20 protein-coding genes and 2 riboswitches are annotated in these 22,725 nt (G+C 35.2%); of the genes, 5 read left to right on the top strand and 15 right to left on the bottom strand.

Features of this window, described 5'->3' with window-relative positions:
* The first annotated feature begins 30 nt into the window (after positions 1-30).
* Positions 31-366 (top strand): winged helix-turn-helix transcriptional regulator, encoded by a 336-nt coding sequence (locus ACFSC2_RS08915; protein ID WP_379817888.1) that lies wholly within the window; start codon positions 31-33, stop codon positions 364-366.
* 293 nt (positions 367-659) lie between these two features.
* Positions 660-1,121, top strand: a complete 462-nt coding sequence (locus ACFSC2_RS08910; RefSeq protein ID WP_379817890.1) for a DUF1810 domain-containing protein — start codon at positions 660-662, stop codon at positions 1,119-1,121.
* 98 nt (positions 1,122-1,219) lie between these two features.
* On the opposite strand, the gene metQ is transcribed toward ACFSC2_RS08910, so the two are convergent.
* From metQ to ACFSC2_RS08845, 13 genes are all read right to left on the bottom strand, one after another.
* On the bottom strand, positions 1,220-2,032 hold the full coding sequence (gene metQ, locus ACFSC2_RS08905) for a methionine ABC transporter substrate-binding lipoprotein MetQ (RefSeq protein WP_379817892.1): 813 nt from the start codon (positions 2,030-2,032) through the stop codon (positions 1,220-1,222).
* 93 nt (positions 2,033-2,125) lie between these two features.
* A complete protein-coding gene (gene metI, locus ACFSC2_RS08900) occupies positions 2,126-2,779 on the bottom strand; it encodes a methionine ABC transporter permease MetI (RefSeq protein WP_379817894.1) in 654 nt (217 codons plus the stop codon).
* Positions 2,772-3,803: a methionine ABC transporter ATP-binding protein MetN gene (metN, locus tag ACFSC2_RS08895; RefSeq protein ID WP_379817896.1), complete on the bottom strand. Its 1,032-nt coding sequence runs from the start codon at positions 3,801-3,803 to the stop codon at positions 2,772-2,774. Before metN ends, metI begins: the two co-directional genes overlap by 8 nt.
* Positions 3,804-4,102: 299 nt before the next feature.
* Entirely contained in the window at positions 4,103-4,573 is a 471-nt protein-coding gene (locus ACFSC2_RS08890) for a cupin domain-containing protein (protein ID WP_379817898.1), read from the bottom strand.
* Between the two features lie 199 nt (positions 4,574-4,772).
* Positions 4,773-6,248 (bottom strand): aminotransferase class V-fold PLP-dependent enzyme, encoded by a 1,476-nt coding sequence (locus ACFSC2_RS08885; protein WP_379817900.1) that lies wholly within the window; start codon positions 6,246-6,248, stop codon positions 4,773-4,775.
* 196 nt (positions 6,249-6,444) lie between these two features.
* Entirely contained in the window at positions 6,445-7,434 is a 990-nt protein-coding gene (locus ACFSC2_RS08880; protein WP_379817902.1) for a redoxin domain-containing protein, read from the bottom strand.
* Positions 7,435-7,678: 244 nt separating this feature from the next.
* A riboswitch (SAM riboswitch) is annotated at positions 7,679-7,778 on the bottom strand.
* Between the two features lie 212 nt (positions 7,779-7,990).
* Positions 7,991-8,938 carry a DUF4465 domain-containing protein gene (locus ACFSC2_RS08875; RefSeq protein ID WP_379817904.1) on the bottom strand — a complete coding sequence of 316 codons (948 nt, stop codon included), beginning with the start codon at positions 8,936-8,938 and terminating at the stop codon, positions 7,991-7,993.
* Positions 8,939-8,977: 39 nt separating this feature from the next.
* Positions 8,978-10,195 carry a hypothetical protein gene (locus ACFSC2_RS08870; RefSeq protein ID WP_379817906.1) on the bottom strand — a complete coding sequence of 406 codons (1,218 nt, stop codon included), beginning with the start codon at positions 10,193-10,195 and terminating at the stop codon, positions 8,978-8,980.
* A gap of 4 nt (positions 10,196-10,199) precedes the next feature.
* The gene (locus ACFSC2_RS08865; RefSeq protein ID WP_379817908.1) at positions 10,200-11,441 is read right to left on the bottom strand and encodes a cell surface protein; all 1,242 of its coding nucleotides are present in this window, start codon (positions 11,439-11,441) and stop codon (positions 10,200-10,202) included.
* 39 nt (positions 11,442-11,480) lie between these two features.
* Complete coding sequence (locus ACFSC2_RS08860; RefSeq protein ID WP_379817910.1) at positions 11,481-12,764, bottom strand: cell surface protein; 1,284 nt, start codon at positions 12,762-12,764, stop codon at positions 11,481-11,483.
* A gap of 6 nt (positions 12,765-12,770) precedes the next feature.
* A complete protein-coding gene (locus ACFSC2_RS08855; RefSeq protein ID WP_379817913.1) occupies positions 12,771-13,916 on the bottom strand; it encodes a DUF5074 domain-containing protein in 1,146 nt (381 codons plus the stop codon).
* Positions 13,913-15,958 (bottom strand): TonB-dependent receptor, encoded by a 2,046-nt coding sequence (locus ACFSC2_RS08850; protein ID WP_379817915.1) that lies wholly within the window; start codon positions 15,956-15,958, stop codon positions 13,913-13,915. Before ACFSC2_RS08850 ends, ACFSC2_RS08855 begins: the two co-directional genes overlap by 4 nt.
* Positions 15,959-16,070: 112 nt before the next feature.
* Positions 16,071-16,272, bottom strand: a riboswitch (cobalamin riboswitch).
* A 93-nt stretch (positions 16,273-16,365) separates the two neighbouring features.
* Positions 16,366-18,228: a TonB-dependent receptor plug domain-containing protein gene (locus ACFSC2_RS08845; protein WP_379817917.1), complete on the bottom strand. Its 1,863-nt coding sequence runs from the start codon at positions 18,226-18,228 to the stop codon at positions 16,366-16,368.
* A 66-nt stretch (positions 18,229-18,294) separates the two neighbouring features.
* Here ACFSC2_RS08845 and ACFSC2_RS08840 point away from each other — a divergent pair, with 66 nt between their 5' ends.
* From ACFSC2_RS08840 to ACFSC2_RS08830, 3 genes are all read left to right on the top strand, one after another.
* A complete protein-coding gene (locus ACFSC2_RS08840; RefSeq protein WP_379817919.1) occupies positions 18,295-19,788 on the top strand; it encodes an aminotransferase-like domain-containing protein in 1,494 nt (497 codons plus the stop codon).
* 285 nt (positions 19,789-20,073) lie between these two features.
* Complete coding sequence (locus ACFSC2_RS08835; RefSeq protein ID WP_379817921.1) at positions 20,074-20,676, top strand: Crp/Fnr family transcriptional regulator; 603 nt, start codon at positions 20,074-20,076, stop codon at positions 20,674-20,676.
* 75 nt (positions 20,677-20,751) lie between these two features.
* Positions 20,752-21,132: a helix-turn-helix transcriptional regulator gene (locus ACFSC2_RS08830; RefSeq protein ID WP_379817923.1), complete on the top strand. Its 381-nt coding sequence runs from the start codon at positions 20,752-20,754 to the stop codon at positions 21,130-21,132.
* A gap of 4 nt (positions 21,133-21,136) precedes the next feature.
* Here ACFSC2_RS08830 and ACFSC2_RS08825 read toward each other — a convergent pair whose 3' ends face one another.
* Both ACFSC2_RS08825 and ACFSC2_RS08820 read right to left on the bottom strand, forming a co-directional pair.
* Positions 21,137-21,775 (bottom strand): NAD(P)H-binding protein, encoded by a 639-nt coding sequence (locus ACFSC2_RS08825; RefSeq protein WP_379817925.1) that lies wholly within the window; start codon positions 21,773-21,775, stop codon positions 21,137-21,139.
* 106 nt (positions 21,776-21,881) lie between these two features.
* Positions 21,882-22,721 carry a DUF4249 domain-containing protein gene (locus tag ACFSC2_RS08820; RefSeq protein WP_379817927.1) on the bottom strand — a complete coding sequence of 280 codons (840 nt, stop codon included), beginning with the start codon at positions 22,719-22,721 and terminating at the stop codon, positions 21,882-21,884.
* Between the last annotated feature and the right edge of the window lie 4 nt (positions 22,722-22,725).

Below are 22,725 nucleotides of genomic sequence, written 5' to 3'. Positions count from 1 at the left end.
CACGGAGTATACCAAAGTAATTTTTTAATCATGGAAAGAAATCAAAAAGAAGAAGTACAAGCGCTTCAGGACACGCTGCATGTTTTGGGCGGTAAATGGAAACTGCCGATCATAAATTCGATCTGTAACGGAAATCATCGTTTTAGAGAAATCGAACGTTCGATTCCGGGCATTACTACACGCATGCTTTCGCGCGAACTTAAAGATATGGAACTCAATATGATGATTGAACGTATTGAAGACCGTGATGCCGAAATTCAGGTAAAATATGTATCTACGCCCTACTGCAAAACTTTTGCGCCTGTTATTGAGGCGATGATTGCTTGGGGAAAACAGCATCGGTCTGAGATTGTTCGTCAGTATTAATTTTTTACTATCAATTTTGAACGCGGATTGGGCGGATTCGCTATCGCGAAGACGCGGATTTATACGGATTTTTTAATTATAAATTTGTTTGTTGATTCTATAAAAGCATCTTTTTCAATCGGTTAAAATCTATAGCTACGTTTTATATAATTATCATTTCACTAAAATTGTAATTATATAAAAACGGAAGAAAATTGTATAACTAAAAGCAAGCACTGTCCGTCTACTTTTGGGTAAAGAAATTCATAATTGCTTTCTCAAAATTACGAACCATTTAATACCATAATCAAAAGATGATTTACGCAAAAAATGATTTGACACGCTTTTTAGATGCACAAAACAAACTCTATCTAACTGCTTTTTCTGAAATAAAAAAGGGTAAAAAACAAACCAACTGGATGTGGTTTATATTTCCTCAAATAAAAGGATTGGGCAAAAGCACACTCTCTGATTATTATGCAGTAGCAGATTTAGAAGAAGCCACTGCTTTTTTAAATCATCCTATTTTATCAAAACATTTGATCGAAATTTCGAAACTGCTTTTGACTTTAAGTAAAAAATCAGCAGAGAATATTCTTGGAGAATTAGATTCAAGAAAACTTCGTTCTTCTATGAGTCTTTTTGTTCAGGTAGAAAATGCAGATCCTGTTTTTCAACAAGTTCTGGATACATTTTTCTATGGGGATTTAGATTTGCTTACTTTAAATTTTACTCAAAAATCAACTCAAATTGCTGCGGAGCCAGTTCTCTCGTAACCTAAAAATACACAATTAAAATCGACAATTAATTGGAAATAAAAACGTCCGTAAACCTAAAAATTTACAGACGTTTTTTGTTTTTAATCTATTTTATTTTACCAGCCTTTTACAGCACCGCCTTTAAATTGTTCTTCGGCAGCTTTTTCTACTTCTGGAGATTGAAAAGCCTGTAAAAACTGTTTTACTTTTTCATCGTTTTTATTGTCTTCACGGCTTACCACTAAATTTACATAAGGTGAATCTTTATCTTCAACAAACAAAGCATCGTGAGAAGGAACCAATCCTGCAGCAGAAGCAAATGTATTATTGATAATCGCGATTGAAACATTTTCATCATCTAAAGCACGAGGCAATTGAGGTGCTTCTAATTCTAAAATTTTCAAGTTTTTAGGATTGCTTACGATATCAGTAACTTTTGGCAGTAAACCAACTCCGTCTTTTAGTTTCAGCAAACCGTTTTTCTGTAAAAGCAACAACGAACGTCCACCATTTGTCGGGTCGTTTGGAATAATGATCGTGCTTTCATTTTTAAGTTCCGAAAGGTTTTTGATTTTCTTTGAATAAGCTGCAATCGGGTAAATGAATGTTTTACCGATAATGGCTAATTTATAACCTCTCTGTTTCGATTGTTCGTCCATATACGGTTTATGCTGAAAAGCATTGGCATCGATATCTCCTTGGCTTAAAGCTTCGTTTGGAATAACATAATCGTTAAAAGAAACTAATTCTACTTCTAATCCGTATTTTTCTTTGGCTACTTTTTTTGCCGCTTCGGCCACTTTTAATTCTGGCCCCGTTGCCACACCCACTTTAATAAAATGCGGATCATTTTTTTTATCGCTTCCGCAATTTGATAAAACCAATGCTAAAGCTAAAAGTCCAGCTGTTTTTAAAATTTTAAATTTCATAAGATATATTTATTTACAATTCTCTATTCTCTATTTTCTATTTTCTATTATCTATTTTCTATTATCTAATTGACTAATTATCTAATTATCTAATTACCTATGATCAAATCGCTTCGATAAAAAATCCCCAACAAACTGAATCAAGAATACCAAAATGACCAATAAAATCAATACCGAATTCATCGTAACGGCATCATAACCAATATAACCGTATTGATATCCAACTTGTCCTAAACCTCCCGCTCCAACGGCACCGCCCATTGCAGAATATCCTACCAATGTGATTAAAGTAATTGATGCGGCATTTATTAAAGATGGCAAAGCTTCTGGTAATAATACTTTGTAAACAATTTGAAACGGCGTTGCTCCCAAAGCTCTTGCAGCCTCAATTAATCCAGAAGGAAGACTTAATAAACTATTTTCTACCAAACGAGCGATAAAAGGCGCTGCACCAATGCTCAGCGGAACCAAAGCGGCGCTGACACCTATTGAAGTTCCAACAATGGCACGCGTAAACGGAATCATCCAAACAATCAAAATAATAAATGGGATTGAACGAAAAACATTTACTAAAAATGATACTGTTCTGTTTAAAACAGGCTGTTCTAATATTTGATTTTTACGGGTCAGGAAAAGTAAAATTCCTGTTGGAAGACCAATAAAAAAACCAAAAAAGCCCGATACAAAGGTCATAACAATGGTTTCCCATGTTCCTTTTAACAATAAATCTATAATCGAATCAGACATAACCTATAATTTCTGTTTTAATATGTTTTGAATTAAAATATTGAATCGCCGCATCATAATTCTCGCGTTTTCCTGAAAGTTCGATCAGCATTACACCAAAATTAACGTCTCCCGCCTGATCCATTTGTGCGCTTACGATTTTGAAATCGGTATCAAAAAGCCTTGAAACTTCTGAAATAACTGGTTCGTTTACTGATTTTCCTGTCATTTCTAATTTCAATAACGGATTCAGATTTCCGTTATCTTCTTTTTGTAATTTTTCCTGATAAACCGCAGGAACATCAATATGAAGCGAAGAAGAAATAAATTCTCTAGTCAATTCGTGTTTTGGGTCGGCAAAGATTTCGCCTACACTTCCCTGCTCTATTAATTTTCCATGGCTGATTACGGCAACCTCATCACAGATAGATTTTACAACTTCCATTTGGTGTGTAATCAATAAAACGGTGATATTTAAACGTTTATTGATGTCCTTCAATAAATTTAAAATAGAACGTGTCGTTGCAGGATCTAAAGCGCTTGTTGCCTCATCACACAACAATACTTTCGGATTATTGGCTAAAGTTCTCGCAATGGCAACTCTTTGTTTCTGCCCTCCCGAAAGACTTGCAGGATAATCGTTTGCTTTTTCTGCCAAACCTACCAATTGCAGTAATTCTGAAACGCGTGTTTTAATTTCACTTTTTGAAGTTCCGACCAATTCCAGCGGAAAAGCTACATTCTCGAAAACGGTTCTTGAAGAAAGTAAATTGAAATGCTGAAAAATCATTCCGATTTGTCTTCGTTCAATCGCCAATTGTGCGTTTGACAATTGCATTAATGCTTTTCCATCTACGATAATTTCGCCCGATGTTGGTCTTTCTAATAAATTGACACAACGAATCAAAGTACTTTTTCCGGCACCCGAAGTACCAATAACGCCAAAGATTTTCCCCGGCGGCACCGTAAGCGAAACATCAGACAAAGCCGAAACTATTCTGTCTTTTTGATGAAACGTTTTGGTTACATTTTTTAATTCAATCATTTGTTATTCAGATTTACAAAACAAAAAAGCCTTTCAGATTTTATGAAAGGCTTTTTGAAATACATAATATCATTTATATCGAAGCCAAATCAGAAAATTTCATAACTGCATCACAGCACATCATTGTACAGCTGTTATAATAATTCTTCATATTCAGGCTATTATTTCTCATTGTGGCTGCAAATTTAAATAGTTAATTTTAATTTTAAAGCATAAATCATTAAAACTTTTATTATCCTATCAAAATTATAGACTACTATAACGATTGCTGTCGATTTTAGCTTCTTTTTTCTTCAATTTTAGTCTTGTTTTGCATCTAATAATATGGCTAATTGGATACACGGAAATTCGGAACGATTGCTCCAAGCATGATTTGTACCACGCTGAATTACAATATCTCCAGCTTTCAATAAGGTTTCTTCTTCATCGACTATTAAATAAATTTCGCCCGAAATAATTATGATATAATCTAAAGTATCGGTCTGATGCATCAAAGGATGCGGTTGTCCTTCAGTAGCCACAATTCCTAAATCTTTATCGGGCGGAATTTGTACGTAGCGAAAATAACTTCCGTTTTTGGGCGTATTTGGAAAAGCGGTATTTTCTATACTTTTTTCTTCGAATTTTGCAGGTGTACTGTCAGTTGACCAAATATCAGAAATAATTAATCCCGGAAAATGTTCTGACACATTGGTTACGATTGCATCTTGTTCTATTATTGATTTTCCATTTCGTAAACCTGTTACTATTCTTCTTGGAATTGTTTTCATTTATTTTTTTTATTTATAGCCACAGATTTAAGTGATTAGTAAGATATTTTTAAACACATAGATTCATAGTTTTTCTTTGTGTTTAAAAAGGCGTTTCACTTGGTTTAAACAAACATAGCTGCAACTCGAAACCAGACAGGTTTTAAAAGCCTGTCTGGTTTAAAGCTGCAATTTTTATCATAAAATTTAGGAAAAGAAATTACCCAAGTTTAAACCATTCTTGAACTTCTTCTTTAATATTTTCTTCTGTATGAATGTTTTCAAATTCATTTGCAGCTTTATTATAGCGATAATCTTTCTCCCATTTTTTGTAGTTTAAGGCCACTTGTTCAATTGCATTACAAACAAACAAAAGTTCCGCGTCGGTCATAATGGGATGCAATGACAAACGAACCCAGCCTGGTTTGTTGGTTTGATTTTTCTCTAATAATTCACTTGTAATTGCTTTAGAACGTTTTTCATCAATATTGAATAAATAATGCGCATAAGTACTCGCGCAAGACCAGCCTCCGCGTGTCTGAATTCCGAAACGATCATTTAAAAGTCTTACGATTAAATTGTAATGAATATCTTCAATCACAAACGAAACACAGCCGATTCTATCACTTTTAAGATCACCCAAAATTGACAAACCTTGTATTTTTTGAAGTTTAGAAAAACAGAGACTCAAAAGTTCTTTTTCTCTTTTTGCAATCTGCTCCACTCCCATTTGATCTTTTAATTGTAAAGCCAAAGCTGTTCTCATTACTTGCAGAAAACCTGGAGTGCCGCCATCTTCCCTAACTTCTATAACATCGCTGTAACAATAATTCCCAAGTGGATTTGTCCATTTTACATTACCGCCGCCAGGATTATCTGGAAAATCAGATTGGTATAATTTTTCGTTGAAAACCAAAACACCGCAAGTTCCGGGTCCGCCGAGGAATTTATGAGGCGAAAAGAAAATCGCGTCCAATTGCTGTTCAGGATCTTTTGGATGCATATCGATTTTAACATAAGGTGCCGAAGCTGCAAAATCTACAAAACACAATCCGCCGTTCTGGTGCATGATTTTGGCTAATTGGTGGTAAAGCGTAATAATTCCTGTTACGTTCGAACAGGCCGTAAACGAACCTATTTTTAAACTTCTGTCTACATATTTTTTTATTTCTAATGAAAGAATTTCAGGATCAACCAAATTGTTTTCATCAGAAGGCAGAATAACTACATCGGCATTGATTTCATACCACGGAACTTGATTAGAATGGTGTTCCATATGCGTGATAAAAACTACTGGTCTGTCTTTTTCTTCTGCATTTTTTCGCAAACCTATAATACGCTGCAGTTTAGATAAAGCAGCCGTCATTCCGGTTCCTGTTGTTACTAAAACGTCTTGATCATTGGCATTAACATGTTTCTTAATAATCTCTCTCGCATGTTGATAAGCGTACGTAGAAGCTTTTCCTGTTTGACTTGAAAATGAATGTGTATTGGCAATCATCGGACCGATTTTGTTGAGCATGACATCCTCAATCGGAATGTATAATCTTCCGCTGGCAACCCAGTCTGCATAAAGCAGTTTCTGTTTACCATAAACCGATTCAAAATTGTGGTTTACACCTATTGTATTTTTTCTGAACTCTGAAAAGTAACACTCCAATTCAATTGATTCTGTTGGTGTCTCAATAGCATTCATATCCTTATCATTTTTAATTATTATTTATTATCAGTTTTATAGAACAAACATCCTTGCGAGCAAAGTTCTCTATGAATCTTTGTCAAAGTTTTAAACTTTGACAAAGATCTAATCGTTTGACTATGTTTGAGAAACTAGTTTCTTTTAATTCTCCTGTTATAAGATCAAAAAATCTATGTTTCTATGTGTTTAAATCTTAACTCTTATTTCCTAAAAGCGATTTAAGTGTAGTTTGTAATTCTTCTCCATGAAGGTTTCTCGCAACGATAATTCCGTTTGGATCTACCAAATAATTGGCTGGGATGGCTCTTACTCCATATAACTTAGCTACAGCACTGTTCCAAAAAAGTAAATCTGAAACATGTGTCCAGTCCAAATGATCATCTTGGATTCCTTTTACCCAGTTTTCTTTCTTTTTGTCTAAAGAGATTCCAATTATATTAAAACCTTTATCATGAAATTCTTTGTAAGCCGCAACGATATTTGGGTTCTCTCTTCGGCATGGACCACACCATGAAGCCCAAAAATCTACTAAAGTGTAGCCTTTTAAGTTTTCTGAAAAACGAACTGGCTTTCCGTCTGGGTTATTGGCGGTAAAATCAGGGGCTTTTTTACCAATTGCCAATCCATCCAAAACAATTGCCAGTTCTTTTAGTTCTTTCACGTAAGTAGAACTTTGAAGGTTTTTATCTAACAAAGCAATATTTTGTGTGATTTGTTCTGGCGTTAATCGGTACGACCAGTTTCTGTATAAAACATATGCCGACACTATAGAAGCGGGATGTTCTGTTATAAATTTGCTGATTTCTATATCATTGGATTTTTTATATGCCTCAAACAAATCTTGCGATGCAGAACCTTCAACAACAGAATTGCTGTAATATTTCTTCGGATTTAATTTTACCGAAATTGGTCCTTTTTCTAGGAAAATATACAACGGACTTTGTGCTGTATTAACGCTTAAACCATACAATTCTGGAGTTTTGACTTTCGTTTTAAAACTAAAATTTCCGTCTTTCACTTTAACCGAATCAATCGTAGTGAACATTTTATTATGAAACTTTTGCAGATAAACATATTGTGCAACAGTATCTACTACAGTTCCTTTTAACTGTATATTATTTTCTTGTGCCTGAGTTTGTGTCAGACTAAAAATCAATGCAAAACTTAAGAGTATTTTTTTCATATAAATAAAAGTTTAAAATTGGATATAAAAATTCATGGACCGATAGCAAAATGGCCTTTGTTAGATTGCAAAAAATGGGAAATAAAAATTAACGACCGCGCATTCGGAAAACTACATTCGGGCTTTGAATGGCAGAAAAAACAGATTTTGCTGGTTGGCCTTTTAAAAAGAATAGCTTCGTTTTCATTTTAATAATTTATACGTTTTTCAAAATTTAAAGCTTATTCAGAATTTCCAACGAAATCTCTTATCTGTCCGCTTCTGCGGAAGGATTTAGCACCTTATTTGGCAACAGGTTGCTAAGACATCACTGGGCCGATTCCCTCAGTCTTTCTGGATAAGTCATGCAAATATATATTAATTATATCAAATTAGTAGAATATAAACTTATTTTTTTTGAAAACTTTTTATTTAGAGAAATAAAATGACACATTTTAGGCAATAAAAACCACAGTAAAACTCTTTTAATCAAAATATTATCATTCTAATTTTAATATAAGCACCTTCAAAGTTTATCAAAAAGAAAAGAGCCATTAAAAAAATGGCTCTTTAAATATTACTCTACTCGTTTTACCGATAATTTATCTAGACAAAAATAAGCAGCTGTATTCATTCCGTAAATAGGATCCGAATCTGTTGAAGCCATTTGGAAAACAAGATATTTTACATCTCCTAAACTCGCTAATTCAGTTGTCGAAACATTTATCCAGCCTGTAGGCATTACTAAAGACGATCCTGTATAATCTGCCAAAGAATGCTCAATCGGATTTGTGATTGTTCCGTTTTCATCCACACCATAAATCAAAAGTTCAAAATGATCTCCAGAAGCAAATGGCTGTGCAAAACCGTCTCCGTTTAAACAACCATAATAAGGCCAAGGATGAATATTAATTTTTAATCCTTCAACTGAATACAAACCAGTGTTTCCGATTTTAATCCAATTTGAAAAACTTGACTCACTAAAAGTAGTTCCTTGTGGTGAAGCAGGATCCATATAACTAGACCAATAAGCAACAATATACGGATCTCCCGTAGTTCCTGGCGTTCCAGCTGCAATAGTTGAAGAAGTTCCAAAACCGCTTCCTGCCATAGTCCCCCACTGATGAGCCACCCAGCCGTCTGAGCCGCCTGGACCCGCACCAGAACCGTAATCTGTAATATCATTTACGTTTGAAACAATAAATCCGTCCCAGTAATTATAGCCAACAGAAGTTGCTGTGTGAGAAAAAGTAAAAATATCAACACTCAAATTGGTATTAGACACATAGGTGTTTTCCCAGTACTTCCCTCCTGTTGTTGTCGTTCCGTTGGTCAATAAAGAACTCGTCAGGTTAAGCGTCGTAGTAGTTCCTATAGAAGGATCTGTAACTGCTGTTCTGGCTGTTTTTGCTGAAGCACTTTTTAGCGCCGAGGCATTTTCACTACTTAAAACGTCATCGTCGCTGCTGCAGGATGCAAATCCAAGCATTAAACCAAGCGTCAAAAAATAAACTGCTTTTTTCATAATTTATAAAATTTAGGGTTAATATTTATTTGGTAGTAATTATTGTTTCGGAAAATTCAAATCTGAAATTTCCTGAAAAGTACTTGTCAATAAATCATTCGATCCTAATGCTTCAAATGTTGAAACATACACTTTTACGAAATCTACTCCCGGTAAATGCACTTTTTTACCGTCTTTGTCCACTGCCCAGCTAATATCAATTGAAGGATCTTTGATACCGCCGTAACCCCATTCAAAAGTTCCAACATTGTAACTTGTGCCAGCACCATCACTGACATCTTTTACTGGTATTGCCAATTTTGTTCCTTTTAAAGTATAAGTATCAGCTTGCCATGCAGGGTAATAGTTGTTTCTTCTTCTGGTATTTGTTCTCGTAATCGAACCAGATCCGCCTTTATTATCTGTCCACGGAATATAAGCTGTGTCGTACTGCCAGCTGAGAGTTCCTGTTACAGGAGTTGCGGTGGGATTCGGTTTTTTATAGGTAATCTCATAATTCTTAACCGTTGTTGATTTATAGTATTCGCTTCCTGCGATTTCGTACCATTCGTTTTCATCTGCAATTCCGTTTTTGTTTGCGTCATATGCTACTGCAATACTTACAGGCGAATATTTTGCAGTACTAGAAGTTTCTGCCATTTTAACCACAAAATCGCGTTTACCGTAAGTATTAATTACGGTGTGGTCAAACGCAGTTACGATGTATCCTCCAAAAGTTCCTAAATAAACTGCGCTTCCGCTTTTTACACTTTCCTGTGTTTTCTGCAAAGACTCTTCTTTTGTTGCATAGGCAATCGTATTAAAACTTGGCGCTGGTAAAAAATCGACAAGTGTCAGCGCTTTGGCTGTATATGTTTTTCCACTTTCAGAAACTGTAACTTTAGTTGACGCTTGTTTTACAATTTTATCTACCGTTACAGTAAGATCAACATTATAATCGGCTGCTTTTGGCGTTATAAACAATAACGTTTTGCTGTCGCCAATAATCGAATCTTTTGCGACACCATCTTTGCCTGTAACTTTAGTAGACCATTTGTATAGTGCTGTTTTGCCTTCACCATTTTCAATTGTTACTTCTGGTGCAATTTCTGTCACATCGTAACGCTGAACAGCAAATGCTGCTGCTAATTTTATAGAGATAACCGGATCTTTTACAGGCTCTTCTATCACTTCATCTGTTTTCGAATCGTCGTTACTGCACGCATTAAAAGAAATACAAGCCATTAGAAATAAACTATACTTTAAATACTTTTTCATGTTGTTAGTTTTTTGCTTGTTTTAAATTGTATTTTTTTAAGATGTGAAGATCTCCTGCTCCCGAAAATACTGTTGCCATTGAAGATTGCTGCTGGCAAAGTCCCATAGGCTCGCTCACACAATTCACCACTTTGATGAAATCGATTCCTGGAAGATTGGCTTTGTTACCGTTTTTATCAACTGCCCAATCAATATCAATATCTGGATTTACGGCATTTACATATCCCCATTCTGGAGACTTAGAATTCCACAAAGTAGTCTGACCTGGACGTGCCGTTTCAAAATCTACATCCAGCTTTGTTCCTTCATAACTTACTTCTGTCTGTGTTTTCCATAAAGGATAAAATTCTTTCTTCGCTTTTGGTCTGGCCAGATAATACTTTTCTTCTTGATTATTTTCGCAGTATACATGTTCGTAATCGAGGAAAAGCGCACTTGATGTTACCAAAGGTTCGTTTGCCCCTTTTTTACGATATGTAATTTTAAAATTCTTTACTGTATTTGATTTAGTATGCTGACTTCCGATTATTTCGTACCATTCGTCCTCGTCTGGTTTTCCGTTTTTATTTTTATCATAAGCAACAAATATTATCCCTGGTGCCGGCGGATTGGCTTTAGGAACCGTTGGATTCGAAATATCTCCTCCGTACACTCTAAAATCACTTGCTCCTGCAACATTCACAATCGTATGATCGAATCCAACCACAATAGAACCTCCAAAACCTCCTAAATCTACAGCATAGCCCACACTTGTTTTGTCAATTCTTCCTAAAACGGTTTTCATTACATCTTCTTTAGAATTTCCGTCTTTGAATAAATCGTTGGCAAACATTCCTGGTGCTGGATCAAAATCAAAAATTCGAGTAACATACGCATTGTAATTTGCTGTTTCGTTTACAACATTTACAATCGTACTTTTCGTTCCTTTTTTATCACCAGAAGTAACATTCAAGATAAATTCATAAGAACCCGCGTAAATTGCTATAAATCGTAAGTCTTTTGTGTTTCCAACAATAGAATCTGTAACCTGATCTACAGGATTTTTAGTCATGATCCATTCGTATTTTGCAGTTGCACCAGCATCAGAAGCATTAATATCTAAAACTGTAAAAGTCGGCGTCTCATACTTTTCCTGAAGTGTAATTTCAATTTTATTGGCATTTTCGTCTGGCTTGTCGTCACTGCTGCAACCAACAAAAGCAAACAAAAAGGCAGCCAACAAAAAATGGGTAACATTTTTTTTCATAACTTGGATATAATAATTTGGTTTGATACTAGTTAAAAATTATCGGGTTGGAATATTTTCTCCCAAAAGATGTAAATCGGTCGCACCTGAAATCTCTGTTGAAGTTTCTCCCAGCCATCCTGCCTGCTGATTCAATCCGTTATAAACTTTTACAAAATCTATTGCTGGAAGCTGGACTTTATTACCATTGTTGTCTATTGCCCAATCAATATCAATAGCAGAATCATCGTCGTTGTTTGGCGCATTATCTGCATATCCGTATAGAAAAGCATATTGAACATAATAGCTTCCGTTGCCGCTTTCGTCAACCGCATTATCTGGCAATCTTGTTCCTTTAAAAGTAATCGTTGCCTGATCTTTAAGCCATTTTGGCCAATAATCTAAAGAATGATTATAGGCGTTATTTTGCGCCAGATACCCCTCTTTTCCTTGATTGTCTTTCCAATAGATATATTCCATGTCAGTAAAAAGAACCGATCCTGTTCCGCCTCCTGGAACCGGCGTTTTGTTTGGATCAGGTCTGTGATAAGTTATTTCGTAATTGCGAATTGTTTTTGCCATTTTATGACCTCCGCCTTCAATTTCAAACCATTCATCATCTGGAAGTCCGTTTTTGTTTTTATCATACGAAACCATGATTACTCCTGCTTCACTGCTTCCGCCTCGAAATTCCGCATTTGGATTTGGATTGGCTTCTGCCCAAAAAGCATTTCCTAAAACCCTGAAATCACGTTTCCCTTTTACGTTTACAATACTATGGTCAAAACCAAAAACAACATAGCCGCCAAAAGCTCCAAGCGAAATAAGATCTCCGTTTTTCTTTGCCAGATATGAATTTGCTCTTCCCAAAACCCTATCCGCAGTATCTCCATCATTGGCAACTGGGAGGTCATTTACAAACTGCCCCGGTGCTGGTTTAAATTCAAATACTTTAGAAATAAAGCCTTTTAGTTCTTTGGCTTCAGCAGTTACGGTAACGGTTACTTTTTGCGTTTGAGTCGTTCCTTTGTCTGTAATAACCACATTAAACTGATAGGTTCCTTCCGTAGCAGCGGCAAACAAAGCTTCTTTTGAAGTAAGATTGGTCAATGAATAATTTTCTGATGAAACATTTGCAGCCGACCAACTATAAGTCGCATCTGAGCTTGCAGTTGTTTTTGGACTTAAAGTCAAAATCGTAAAACGTTGTGTTTTAACCTCATTAGTCTGCGATTCGCCACCCGTTTCAGGATTGTCATCACCGCCGCCTGAACAGTTTGCGAGCATGATGGCCAAAATGGTCAATACTGTTATTCGAAAATGTTTACGTATTCTTGAATTCATATTTTTTTATTTTTTGGTTATAAAGGCAATATGTGCAGGAATATTTCCCGCTGTAGTTTTCCATTTTAATTTTCCCTCTGGTGTAAAACAGTAGATATAGCCCGTTACGACATAGTTTTGCGCATCGGTAATGTAGATTTCTTTGGTTTCTGGATTAACTTGAAGTCCATACGGAATCATGATGTTTTTGTCGGTTCCGTCGGTAATAATTTTGTCGCTTATAACTTTTTTGGTTCTGGTGTCGAGAATTCCGTAAGCAATTTTATTGCTGTTGGTAAGATAACTCCAGGAAACACTGTAATAGTAAAGCAGATCGTCGACTAAACACATTCCCAAAGCAGGAATATCGAGTTGCATTTTTTTCTCATCGGTTTTAGTATCAATTACAAAAAGATTTGATGGCGTGTTGTAGTAATCACCGCGTGAACTCACATAAATATCACCGCGGCTGTCGATCTGCATTCCGTAGAGATTTATGCCGACATCTATTTTTTTGATTTCTGTGAAAGTTTCCAAATCAATAACCGAAACCGTTCGATCATAATTCGGAACGCGATAACCGCCTGAATTTGCTACATACAATTTTCCGTTATGAACCACCATTTGTTCCGGCTGATAACCAACGGTTACTTTTCTTTTTATTTCTAAAGAAGTCGTATCAATTTCGGCTACAAAACCAATCTCTGCATTTGGGCTAATGGCAACCGGACCCGCATACGAACTCACATACGCTTTGTCTTTGTAAAAAGTCACATAACGGCAATTTGGAATATCAATTTTTTTGATGCGTTTTGCTGTCCATTTTTCGAGAACTTCTACTTTGTTCGAAACATTAATAACTGCATATACTTTATCGCCGTAGATTTGAATATCGTTTCCAACATCGCCCAGTTCTTTAACCACATTCGGGTTTCGTTCCGAATAAACATCGGTCGTGTAATTTCCCGTTCGATAATTAAAAACGTCAATACTGGCTCTGTTCATTCCCATATTACCTTCGTTAAGAAGATAAAATCCTTCTATATTTCCGTCACTTCTCGGCGCCGCAACACTTACGTCTGACGAAAGAAATATTGTTTCATCTTCACGGCAGGAAACCAGCGAAATGGCAACGGTTAAACCAAATAGTATTTTTATAATGCTCTTTTTCATATTTCAAAACTGATTATAAATTTGAATGTTCGCCCCGGCATCGGATAATTGTAAATCACTTCATAATGCTGATTAAAGGCATTGTTGACTTCTACCGTTGCATTCAATTTGTATTTATTGAAAATAAAGGCCTTTTGAACTGCCAAATCGTGCGTATACCACGGCTGCACTTCGTTTACTTTAATATTATTGACGTTTCCGTTGTATCGTTTTCCAACGTAGATAAAACTGTAATTGAAGTTCCATGATTCGTAACCTGCATTCAAAATTCCAGAACCACTGTGCCAAGGAGTGTACGGAATCTGATCGCCGTAAGAAGACAATTCTAAACCTGAAAATTTGGTAAAATCCTGACTTTGAGAATACGTATAAGTCAGATTGACAGCGAGATTTACTTTATCAATATGAGTTCCCAGATTGAGAATTGTTTCAATTCCTTTTCCTTTTACCTGACCAATATTCGTCATCATCCAACGGAATAAATTTCCTGTCGGAGCCGCCACAATCTTGTCTTTGGTATTGGTATAATATGCATCTGCCTGAATGGAGAATTTGTCTATAAGGCTTTCTTTTAGTGAAAAGTTATAAGTAAAACCAACATCATATTGGTTCATATATTCGGGTCTTAACGTACTTGAACCCACCATTGTATAATACAAATCGTTGAAAGTCGGCATTCTGAAAATGCGTTTGGCAAACGCTCTTAAATTGAAATCGTACTTTTTAAAAGGTGTATAACCAAGGAATAAAGCGGGTGTAAATTCGGTTTTGTTTGGCGCTTTTGCATTAAATTTTACTTCTTCGATTACGCGGGTTGCCAAAACGTTTCCTAAAACTTTAAAACCTTCATATCGGTAAGAAGTCGCGAGCGCAACAAGCGCTGTAAAACGCTGAGGGAAAGAAAACTGAGTCTGGATTCCTCTTCTGGTAGCGTTTAATTTATTATATTGAAAATCAGTTGAAAGCGAAACATCCCAAGTGGGTAAAATGCTGTAAAGATTAACCGCCGAAAAATACGCTTCCTGCTGAAAGTAACTGTCATCTGATTGTGCGCCTTCCGTTACGATTTCGCCTAAAACACTAGTGGTATCTCGGGCAATATAATGTGTATAATCGTAAGCAAATTTCCCTTTTGCCTGAAATTTATATTTTTCTGAAACATCTTTGGTGAAAAAACCCTGCGCAAAAAAGTTTTTATCAAACTGTCTGAAACCGTCTCTGAATTTATTCTCTACAATCGCTCCCGGCGCGCCTCTTTCAGAATCGTAATAATAAACTTTTGCGTCCCACGAACCGTTGTTTATTTTGCCGTAAACACCAGATTCAAATCGAAAAGCTTCGATATCGCTGTTGTATCTTGTTGCTGTGGTATCGTAGGCAATACTTCCGTCCTGATTTTTTCTTTTGTATCTAAATTTATATTCTCCGTTTGATTTGATGTATTCGAAACTCATACTTAAACTAACTTTATCGCTCAGTTTTTGCTCCCATCTAAAAGAAGGATCGTGATAATCAATCGACATGGTTTTATAACGAACGAGGAGATTTGTTTTTTTACCTCCAATAAAAACAGGACGTTTTGTTCTTAAATAAATGGCTGAAGCTGAAGCAAAATCTTTAGCCGACTGAAAAATTTCACTTTTCTGACCATTGTACATTGTCAAAGATTCCATATCGTCAAGCGAATATTTTCCGAGATCGGTTACACCGTTTTGGGCATTGCCGAGCTGGATTCCGTCATAAAAAACACCAACATGATGCGTACCCATGTTGCGGACATCGACTGTTTTTAGTCCGCCTACACCGCCATAATCCTTGATTTGAGTTCCTGCAAAATACCGAAGTGCGTCTGCCACATTATGACTGGCTAGTTTTTCGAGCAGAACACCCGAAAGACTTTGTACCGGAATAACTTCCTGATAAGGTTTTCCTTTTAAAATAACTTCTTTTAAAACACGCGAACTATCTGTGACTGCCTGCGAATGAAGCCAAAAAGGAAATAATAAAATAAAAGCTAAAAGTGTTTTTCTAAAATTGTACATCACGATTTATTTAAAAAAACTCTCGGTGATGTAATTACAAAAACATAGATATAGGCCTGCTGTCCTATAGCAGGTTACCATCTTGTGTCGTCAACTTCATACCACGAAAGTTTTAAACTATGTGATCGTGGCAGGTCTCCTGACTTGTTCCATCTTTAAACGGCCTTCTCATCCCGCAGGGCGGGGCAATGGCATAAGTAATGTTTAAAGACTTATATAGAACTTACAGTAGCGGGTCTGTTCAGGATTTACACCTGATTCCCTTTTAACTATTTTTTCCTAAGAAAAAACAGACCAAAATCAGGCGCAAAGATATAATTAAAACATACAAAACCCTGCACAAAAATGTAAAAAAACATTTCGTGCAGGGTTTTATCCAATAACTAATTCTAAAAAAATAAGTAAAATTAAAACGTTACAAACTTAGCTCCCAAAGTAAACCATCTTGAAGGCAGCGGAATTGCTCCGACTTCATAATAAGTGGTATTAAAAATATTTTGAGCATCTAAGAATATCGTGAATTTCTTAATTGACTGACTAACTCTAAAATCGTTAATCCAATAAGAAGGTCCTGTAATTCTTTCGTTAAAACGAGTAGCAAATAATACCGATAAATTTCTATACTGATAATCTATTGTATTGGTTACTTGGTGCTTTAAAGACGAAATTAAATACTTAGAATATATTTCTGTTCTTGAACTCTTAAATTCTGAATCTAAATAAGTGTATCCTAAAACGATATTCAATCTTGAATCTTTAGAGAAATCAAATCTGTAATTACCGCGAAGATTTACTCCGTTTGTGCTTAAATCTCCCGTATTTTGACTCTGCCAAGGCTGCGTAGTCAAATTACGCATCCAATCGATATAATTGTCAATTTTTCTGTAGAAATAATTCGCATTTAAGCTCAAAGCTTTTCTGTTGAATTTAAATCCGATTTCGCTTTGAAAAGCATTTTCTGAATCTAAATCAGTATTTCCAATATTTCCTGTTTGTTTCAAATACAAATCGGTAAACGATGGAATTCTCTGGCTTGTGCCGACATTTGCAATTACTTTAAACTCTTTTGTAATATCGTAACTCGCATCGATTCCTGGATAAATCTGCCATTTGTAATCCGAATTATAGTTTAAATAAGTTCCGATATTTACATTTAATCGTTCTGTAAAATTCGTTCGGTATTCTGCGTAGATTCCAACATTTTCGCGATCGTGATCACCAATATTAGACGAATGGATATCTTCGTTTCTAAATTCAGCTCCAAAACCCAATTCGCCTTTGCCTAATTTTACTGTTGAGTTTAATTCTCCTGCAATCGAATTGGTATAGTGCTGGCTTCTTCCAACGTTTAAATTTGCCATTCCTAAATAACGATAATCGTCATAATTGTATCTGTAAGTTACTCTAGGCATAATTTTCCAACTGTCAGTAATCGAATGTTTTGACTGAATATTAGCAAAAGTTGTCTGTACAGCTTCGCTTGAATTTTTGTCGCCCGGTGCCGCGTAGAAAGCATTTGCGCCAAATCCGTTATTGATGTAACCTGCAGAAGCTTGGATTTCGTTTGCATCATTAAACTGTACATTTCCTTGGTAGAAAATTTTATTGTTTTCGAATGCCGTGTTGTAACGGTAACCGTTGCTTTTATCATGCGAAGCAAAAATCATGTGCTGTTGTTTTTCTTTTCCTAAAACAGCACCAACCTGAACACCGTTTCCGTAAAAAGTATCACCGCTTCCTTCAGTATCTTTTTCAAAATTAGAACCAGCATAAGTGCTTACTAAAATTCCAGAATCACTCGGTTTTTTAGTAATAATATTAATGGCTCCCGTTAAACTGTTGATTCCGTAAGTTCTTGCCGCTGGTCCGCGCACTACTTCAATTCTTTCGATTGCTTCAACCGGAAGAGGCAGGTTTAACATATTGTGAGCTGTTTGTGAGTCAATTACTTTTGCTCCGTTTAATAACACAACAGTCTGCTCAAAACTGCCGCCATCAACGCTGATGTCAGCCTGAGTTCCAAAAGGTCCTCTTTGTCTGATATCAACTCCGTTAGCATATTGTAATACTTCTTGAAGTGTTCTTCCAGGAAGTTTTTTAATTGTTTCACTTGTAATTACGTAAACGTTTCTATTTTCTTTAGAAATCGGCGTACTAAAACGGTTCTGATTAATAATTACCTCGTCAAATTCGAAAATCGAATCTTTTTTAGTTTGAGCGTAAAAATTAGTACAGATTGATGTTAGTACCAATAGATAGATTTTTTTCATTTTGGTTAAAAATTTTGGCAAAAGTAGTACCTTGCCGTACTAATAAAGTATGCCAGTTTTATAATTATGAATAGTCCGGTTGAAATTCCTTTTAAAAGTTTTATCGAGCTTAAGCCAGAAGAAAACACAGCAATATATTTACAGATTGTTTTTGAATTTATAAAAGCCATTCAAACCGGATTTCTTCCCGAAGGAACAAAACTTCCCGGCACCAGAATTTTATGCAAAGTATTGTCTGTAAACAGAAATACAATAATAAAGGCTTTTCAGGATCTGGAATCGCAAGGCTGGATAGAAACGCTCCCGAACAAAGGAACGTTTATTTTATCGCAGCAAAAACAAAAAAGCAAAGCCGATTTTACGATTTCAAAAGAACAAATTCCTGCTGATGCGACGATTGGTTTTACTTTTAAAAAATCTACTATTCTAGAAAATCCGACAGAAATAAGTAATCTTCCGTACCAATTTAATGACGGACTTCCTGATTTACGTTTGGTTCAAACCGATGTTTTGGCAAGATTGTATGTTTCTAAATTAAAGAGGCAAAAAACATCTAAAACCTACGAACAGATTCTGCTTCGCTCCCACTCTAATTTTAAAACTCATTTTTCTAATTATCTAAATTTAACCCGCGGTCTGCGTATTTCGACTTCTAATCTTCTGACTACAAGCAGTCATGAAATTAGTTTGTATCTGGTTACAAAAGCATTGATTGCACAAGGAGATAAAGTAGTTGTGGCTTCTCCAGGCTATTATAATTCGAATATGACACTGACCAATACTGGCGCACAGATTGTTTCAATTCCTGTAAATGCTGACGGAATCGATACTAAACGACTGAAAGAGATTTGCGAAACTTCTAAAATCAGAATTTTATATCTGACTTCCAATTATCACTATCCAACTACGATACCGCTTAGTGCGAAAAAAAGAATGGAGGTTTTGGAATTGGCCAATCAATACGGATTTATTATTTTGGAAGACGATTATGATTTTGATTTTCATTACGACAATAATCCCGTTCTTCCGTTAGCTGCTTTTGATTCTAATCAGCGTGTTATTTATATCGGATCATTTGGAAAATCGCTGCCGTCTGGCTTTAGTTACGGCTTTGTAACTGCTCCTGCCGAATTTATAAAGGAATTAGAAAAACATCAAAATATCCTAGAACCTGGAATTGATGTGATCAAAGAACAGGTTTTAACAGAATGGATTTCTGAAGGTGAAGCGCATCGCCTTTCAAAAAAAAATAAAAAAATCTACAAAGAAAGACGCGACGATTTTGTTTCAATTCTGAATGAAAAATTAGGCGATAAAATAAAATTTAAAATGCCGCCGAGAGGTTTAGCAATCTGGGTAGAATGGCTGGATCGTTTTAATTTGATTCAGTTTCAAAAAGAATGTGCTGCAAATGGTTTATTTCTTCCTAAAACTATTTTGTATCAAACTAAAGATTTAACAGCAACGAGATTGGGATTTGGGCATTTGGAAAAAGAAGAAATGGAAAATGCTGTTTCTATTTTGAGCCATTGTTTGGAGAATATTATACAAAAACTTTAATACTCTCTCGCAGATTTTGCAGATTGAGGGAATTATAAAAATAAAAATCTGCAAAATCTGCGAGAGAAAAATTAAAACATAAAGTATGTCATCCTGACGCAAATCTGCGCCAACTATGCCTTCTGTTTTAAACGAATAATTTGCCGTCGTTGTGAATTATATAACAAATTATTTCAAAAAAGTAAAGTTCCAAAAAATCCCATCATCTAATTTTGACGCACTATTCAAAAAAAATCTTCGTTTTTTTAGAATACTATTTCCCCATAACATTTTTATACGCGCCGAATGATAGATAAACAAATTGATAATATACGCCAATTAATACTTAATTATATAGAATTAAGTGATGAAGAATGGAAACTTTGCTCAACCATGTTTAAAGTGGACCGCATTCACAAAAAAGACATTTTACTCGATCAGGGTTCTGTTTGCAAAAATATTTATTTTGTTTTGGATGGTCTTTTGAGGATTTATTTTGTAGATCAAAATGGTGTTGAGAAGACTTTTCATTTTTCTACAGAAAAAACTTTTGCTACAGATTATGAAAGTTTTCTAAAGTCGATTCCATCCAGTTTTTATATTCAGGCAATGGAAGATACAATCGTAATCACCATCACAAAAGATATCTTGCAGGATGTTTACAAAATAATCGGACAAGGACAAAAACTAGGAAGACTTATTGCTGAAGATTATTTTTTTATGATTAATGATAAAATAAAAGCTTTATATACACAATCACCAATAGAGCGCTACAATACAATGAATGCCAAATTTCCGAAAATATTGCAGCGCGTATCACAACATCATATAGCTTCTTATCTCAATATTAGTTCTGTTCATTTGAGTCGTTTGAAATACAGTGAGAAAGATGGTTCAGAAAACCATTAACAAATGTTATCATTTAGAATAAAATTTTCACTTTTCTTTGTGTTCCTTCAACACAATGAATTATACTCCAAGAAAATGATAACACACTCCGTCAAAAAAAACATCAGAAGCATTCGAGAACTAAAAAATTATACGCAGGAATACATGGCCGACGAATTAGGGATTTCACAAGCTGGCTACAGCAAAATTGAAAAGGGAAAAACCGATTTGAGCTTTAAGAAATTAACCCAAATTGCTTCTATTTTTGAAATAAGTCCAGAAGTTTTATTTCATTTTGATACTCAAAACTATCTTGACAATCTCGGGCATCACGAACCAGAATTAATAAAAACAGCTGATGAACCTTTGATTACTGTACAAAAATTATACGAAGATAAAATCAGGCTTTTAGAATTACTGCTTTCAAAAACCGATTTAGAATTAAAACGTTACACCGAAAAATACGGCAGAATCTAGTGGATTAAAAATCAAAAATATGCTGTAACGTAATAACCGTTTTTCCTTGTGGAAGAATTTTTGGTGCTTTTGCCAGTTTTTGAGCCAAAAGTAAAGTTGAAAGCGGTTTGAATTTTCGCAATATCCCAAACCTATTTAAAAAGGAGATTAAATTTACTGAGATTTTCTCTCCCATACGCGTTGTGCCTTCTCGTATCAAAGATCCGGGTTGAAAAACAATATATTGGCTAAAAAGAAATGATTCAACTTTTTCTTCCAACTCGCCTTTCATTTTAGAATAAAAAACACTGCTTTTTGAAGAGGCTCCATAAGAAGAAAGCAAAACAAAAGAATTTACGCCATTTTCCTTGGCAATCTGAGCAAATAATGCGGGAATATCAAAATCGATTTTCCACTGCTTTTCTTTTGAACCGGCATCAGCCAATGTGGTTCCTAAACACGAAAATGCAACATCTCCTTTAATGGAATCTCGCAATGCATCGAGATCAGAAAAATCGGTTATGATTTCTACTAATTTAGGATGATTTCTACCGGTTGCTTTTCGCACCAAAATAACCACATTTTTATAATCGTTATCTTCTAGAAGTATGTCTACAAGATGTTTTCCTGTAGAACCTGTTGCTCCAATTACAATTGCTTTCATAGAAATGAAATTTAAAATTCAGATTCAACTGAAATTATTAAACTTCTAAGGTACAAAAAAAATATCCGGCAGAACTTTCGCTCAAATGCCGGATATTTTTTTTGTGTTATTTTACCTGATAACTTATTTTATCGGCTTCACAAAGCCTAAAATAACCCAGTGCAAAATTGTTTTGTTCGTTAACATTTACAATATTCCCTCTAATATTTGCCGGCGGCGCCATAAACGGATTGGCACTTTGGGCTTCTAAAATCAAATTCATATAATTAAAAAAATTCTTAGAAATACCTCTATGCGTAATATTCACAACATTACCAGCTACCATATCTTCATTAGAAAAACGAGTATTGATTTCGTTTCCGTTGTACAAATCATCATCAGTTAGTTCGTATTCAGGAAACAATAAAAAACTACTTTGATAATCTGTCAAATAGTAATTGGTTTGATCTACTGGATCTGTGTAATAAAAAGTCAATTCGATAGCATCTTCTCCAGAAAAATCGGGAACCATTTTTTGTTCTATTTTGTTAATCGGTACAACAGAAGTTAGTTTTTCTACAGCAGTAAAACTTTTTCCTTCGGCCGTTACAAATAGTGTATAATCTGCATTAAGAACGGGAACAAAATTAGTGCATTTGTAAACCCCAGGTTCTGATTCTGCAAACGTAAAAACATCTCCGTTACTGTTTTCGATTCTTACAGCAGCACCCGAAACTTTTGGCGTGGAAGTACTATAATACGAAGCCATTTTACTAATTTTTATAATCTGTTCGTTTCCTGCAGTTCCTTTCTGCCACATAATTTCGGCATCAATTACAATTTTTGCTTCTCCAGTCTGCAAATCGACATCTACAACTTCTTCGCAAGACGAAAAAAGGATTATCATCATAAAACTAAATAAAGCCAATACTTTATTCTTCAAAATATCTTTTCTTAATCCCTGCATGTTA

The sequence above is a fragment of the Flavobacterium artemisiae genome (assembly GCF_042678225.1).
In the GTDB taxonomy this organism is placed as follows: domain Bacteria; phylum Bacteroidota; class Bacteroidia; order Flavobacteriales; family Flavobacteriaceae; genus Flavobacterium; species Flavobacterium artemisiae.
Note: the sequence above shows the minus strand (reverse complement) of the source record. Positions and strands in the feature narration are given on the sequence as shown.